This is a genomic window from Bradyrhizobium sp. (assembly GCF_016462955.1).
Classification (GTDB): domain Bacteria; phylum Pseudomonadota; class Alphaproteobacteria; order Rhizobiales; family Xanthobacteraceae; genus Bradyrhizobium.
The window spans coordinates 4,478-6,364 of record NZ_JAEMSD010000400.1 but is presented as its reverse complement, the minus strand read 5'-3'; the positions used below and the strand labels follow the sequence as shown (position 1 = coordinate 6,364).

Below are 1,887 nucleotides of genomic sequence, written 5' to 3'. Positions count from 1 at the left end.
ACGTCACGCTCCGGTCCGGGACCGTCTTTCCCTCGCTGAAGCTCGCCTACAAGACCTACGGCACGCTCAGCCCTGCCAAGGACAACGTCATCCTCTATCCGACCTCGTTCGGCGCGCAGCATTTCGACACGGAATGGCTGATCGGACCCGACGCCGTACTTGATCCGACACGCTACTTCATCATCATCCCGAACCTGTTCGGCAACGGGCTTTCGTCCTCGCCTTCGAACACGCCCGGGCCCTTCCCCGAGGTGAGCTATCACGATGCCATCGCAGTCCAGCACCGCCTGCTCGGCGAACGCTTCGGCATCTCGAAGCTGGCGCTGGTCTATGGCTGGTCGATGGGCGGCATGCAGGCCTATCATTGGGCGGCGTTGCATCCCGACATGGTCGAGCGTGCCGCGGTCGTCTGCGGCAGCGCGCGCTGCGCGCCCTACAACTTCGTGTTCCTGGAAAGCGTGAAGGCGGCGCTCACGGCCGATCCTGCCTTCCGCGATGGCCGTTTCGCCGAAAGGCCCGTCGCCGGCTATCGCGCCATGGGACGCGTCTATGCCGGCTGGGCGATGTCGCATGGCTTCTATCGCGATGAGCTCTGGCGCGAGGCCGGCTTTACATCGCTCGAGGATTATCTCGTCCGCGCCTGGGATGCGACCTTCGCGCGCCGCGACGCCAATGATCTCCTGGCGCAGATCGGGATCTGGCAAAATGGCGACGTCAGCCGCTGCCCAGCGTTCACAGGTGATCTCGACCGGGCGCTGGCGGCGATCAAGGCGCACATGCTGCTGATGCCCGGCGCGACCGATCGCTATTTCGACCTCCGCGACAACGAGGACGAACTCGGCCGGCTGGTGAATGCGAAATCGGCCGTGCTGCATCCGATCCCCTCGCTGCATGGCCATCGCGCCGGCAACCCCGTCAACAATCCGCGGGATCAGGCCTTCATCAAGGCCGAGATCGCCGAGCTTCTGAGCAAATAGGCAGGCAGATCATGAGCGACGCAACCGTTTCAGAACCCGGGCATCGCCTGAAGCCGCTCTCGCCGGCCATGCTGCGCGAATTGTCGGTTCGATCCAACCTCAGGGGTGCGGCGCAGAGTCTCGGTCATTACGGCGTGATCGTGCTGGTGGGCGCGCTGATCTGGAAGGTTTCCTCGACCTGGGGCGTGCTTTGGGCGCTGCCGCTGATGGTGGTGCAGGGCTATGTCGTCGCCTTCCTGTTCATGGCGGTGCACGAGACCGCGCACAAGACCGCGTTCAGAAGCCGCGGCCTCAATCTGGTGGTCGGCTATCTCTCGGCTTTCATCATCGGGCTGCCTTACGAATATTACTGTCTGTTTCACTGGGACCATCACCGCTACACCCAGGATCCGGACAGAGATCCCGAACTGATCGTCGGGGCGAAGCCGACATCCGACACCCAGCTCGCGCTCGCCTATAGCGGCCTGCTCCAGGTCGCCGGCCGGCTGCACCTGATGCTCGGCCATGCGCTCACCGGCAAGGTCACCGTGCCCTGGATCCCCCAGAACAAGCGCGCGACGATCGTGACGGAAGCGCGAATCCATGTGGCCCTCTATGCGCTGCTGCTCGCGCTTTCGCTGTGGTTCTCGTCGGCGCTGCTGCTCTGGGTCTGGATCGTGCCGCTGATCATCGGGCAGTTCTTCCTGCGGCCCTATCTCTACGCCGAGCATACCGGCTGCGACCGCACCCGCAGCGCCTTCCACAACACCCGCACCACCACCACCGGCGCAGTCGTCAAATGGTTCGCGTGGAACATGCCCTACCATGTCGAGCACCACGCCTATCCCTCGATTCCCTTTCATGCGCTGCCGAAGCTTAACGCGATCGTCGACGGCGAGATCGTCCATCGCGGCCGCGGCTACATCAGAAC

2 protein-coding genes are annotated in these 1,887 nt (G+C 63.9%); both read left to right on the top strand.

The window, feature by feature from the left end:
- Positions 1 to 977 (top strand): alpha/beta fold hydrolase (locus JHD07_RS29635; protein WP_291628597.1); only part of this gene is annotated, 977 nt, incomplete at its 5' end.
- An 11-nt stretch (positions 978 to 988) separates the two neighbouring features.
- A partial coding sequence (locus JHD07_RS29630) for a fatty acid desaturase (RefSeq protein WP_291628595.1) occupies positions 989 to 1,887 on the top strand: 899 nt, incomplete at its 3' end.